At 70.2% G+C, this 1631-nt stretch carries 2 protein-coding genes and 1 pseudogene; all 3 read right to left on the minus strand.

Going from position 1 to position 1631, the window contains the following annotated elements:
- A pseudogene (locus RTM68_RS18680) lies at positions 1 to 204 on the minus strand (alcohol dehydrogenase catalytic domain-containing protein); the annotation flags it as partial.
- The gene (locus RTM68_RS18685) at positions 194 to 967 is read right to left on the minus strand and encodes an SDR family oxidoreductase (RefSeq protein WP_312173824.1); all 774 of its coding nucleotides are present in this window, start codon (positions 965 to 967) and stop codon (positions 194 to 196) included. The pseudogene RTM68_RS18680 and the gene RTM68_RS18685, both read right to left, overlap by 11 nt.
- An 8-nt stretch (positions 968 to 975) precedes the next feature.
- Positions 976 to 1631 (minus strand): D-2-hydroxyacid dehydrogenase (locus tag RTM68_RS18690; RefSeq protein ID WP_312173826.1); only part of this gene is annotated, 656 nt, incomplete at its 5' end.

Here is a 1631-nt window from a genome sequence, read left to right on the forward strand (position 1 = left end):
CTCGCGGAGGATCGACTGCCCTGCGGCGCCGTGCGTCCAGTAGTGCAGGTCGGATCCGCAGACGCCGCCGTACAGGACGCGGACCACGGCCTCGTCGTCGGCCGCTGCGCGCAGAGGCACGGTCTCGACGCGCACGTCGTCGGTGGCGTGGGCGACGATCGCCCGCACGGATTCGGGAGCCGTGGGGGAGATGTCAGACGACAACGCTCATCCCCCCGTCCACGAATACGACCTGGCCGTTCACGTAGGCCGAGGCGTCGGAGGCGAGCCAGACGGCCGGACCGATGAGATCCTGCACCTCGCCCCAGCGCTCGGCGGGGGTGCGGCCGACGACCCACGAATTGAATGCGGGGTCGTCGATCAGGGCCTGCGTCATCTCGGTGCGGATGTAGCCGGGCGCGATGCCGTTGATCTGCAGGCCGTGCTTCGCCCACTCGGCCGTCATCGCGCGGGTGAGGTTGCGAAGACCACCCTTGGTGGCGGTGTAGGGGGCGATGGATGGACGCGCGAGGTCGGTCTGGATCGAGCAGATGTTGACGATCTTGCCGGCGCCGCGGGTCAGCATCCGCCGGGCGACGGCGCGCCCGACCAGGAAGGGCGCGGTCAGGTTCACGGCGACGACGCGGTCCCAGTCGGTGACGTCGAGATCGACCAGGGGAACGCGGTGCTGGATGCCGGCGTTGTTCACGAGGATGTCGATCGGACCCTGCTCGGATTCGATCGCGGCGATCGCCGCTTCGACGGCGGCGTCATCCGTGATGTCGAACGCGCGGCCGGACACCTGCACATCGGGGACGGCCGCGGTGAGACGTGCGACGGCATCCGCCACGCCGGCGTCGGTCGTGCCGTTGATCACGATGTCGGCGCCGGATCGAGCGAGCCCCTCGGCGAGCGCCGCCCCGATCCCGCGTGTGGATCCGGTGATGAGCGCGGTCTTGCCGCGCAGGGAGAACAGTGATTCGGTCATGGTGATCCTCAGTAGAACTCGATGGTGTCGACGACGTTGCGCAGTGGCCGGTCGTCGAGCAGGCGGCGGGCGTTGTCGGCGAAGAGCTCCGCGATGCGACGCTCCTCGCGCGGGTCGAGCGCCGCGGTGTGCGGACTGACCAGGACGTTCGGCTGGCTCCAGAGCGGGCTCGTCTCGACGAGCGGCTCCACCGCGAAGACGTCGAGGGCGGCGAATCCCACCTGACCGGACTCGAGGGCTCGGACGAGCGCCTCCTCGTCGATGACCGTGCCGCGGCCGACGTTCACGACAATGGCCCCCGGCCGGAGCGCGCCGAAGAAGTCGTCGTCGAGCAGGCTCTCGGTCGCCGTGGTGCCGGGGAGGGTCACCACGACGGCATCCGCCGTTGCGAGGTGCGAGCGGAGGGATGAGAGCGGAGCCACGCGGCCGCCGACGATATCGCCGACTCCGCTGCGATTGACGCCGATGACGTCGGCACCGAGCCCGACGAGCTTGCGCGCGGTCTCGGCGCCGATCCCGCCCAGGCCGAGCACGAGCACGGTCATGTCCGACACCTGTCGCATGGTCCAGCGACCCGACCATTCACGCCGCTCCTGCTGCGCGCTGAGTCGCGGGAGGTGCTTCGCGCCGGCGAACACACCGAACACCGCGAACTCGGCCAGCG

This window comes from Microbacterium sp. (assembly GCF_031988965.1).
Taxonomy (GTDB): Bacteria; Actinomycetota; Actinomycetes; order Actinomycetales; family Microbacteriaceae; genus Microbacterium.

Bases quoted from the DNA above. Each gene is read 5' to 3' on its own strand.
- RTM68_RS18685 (WP_312173824.1), bottom strand. From the start codon at position 967: ATGACCGAATCACTGTTCTCCCTGCGCGGCAAGACCGCGCTCATCACC.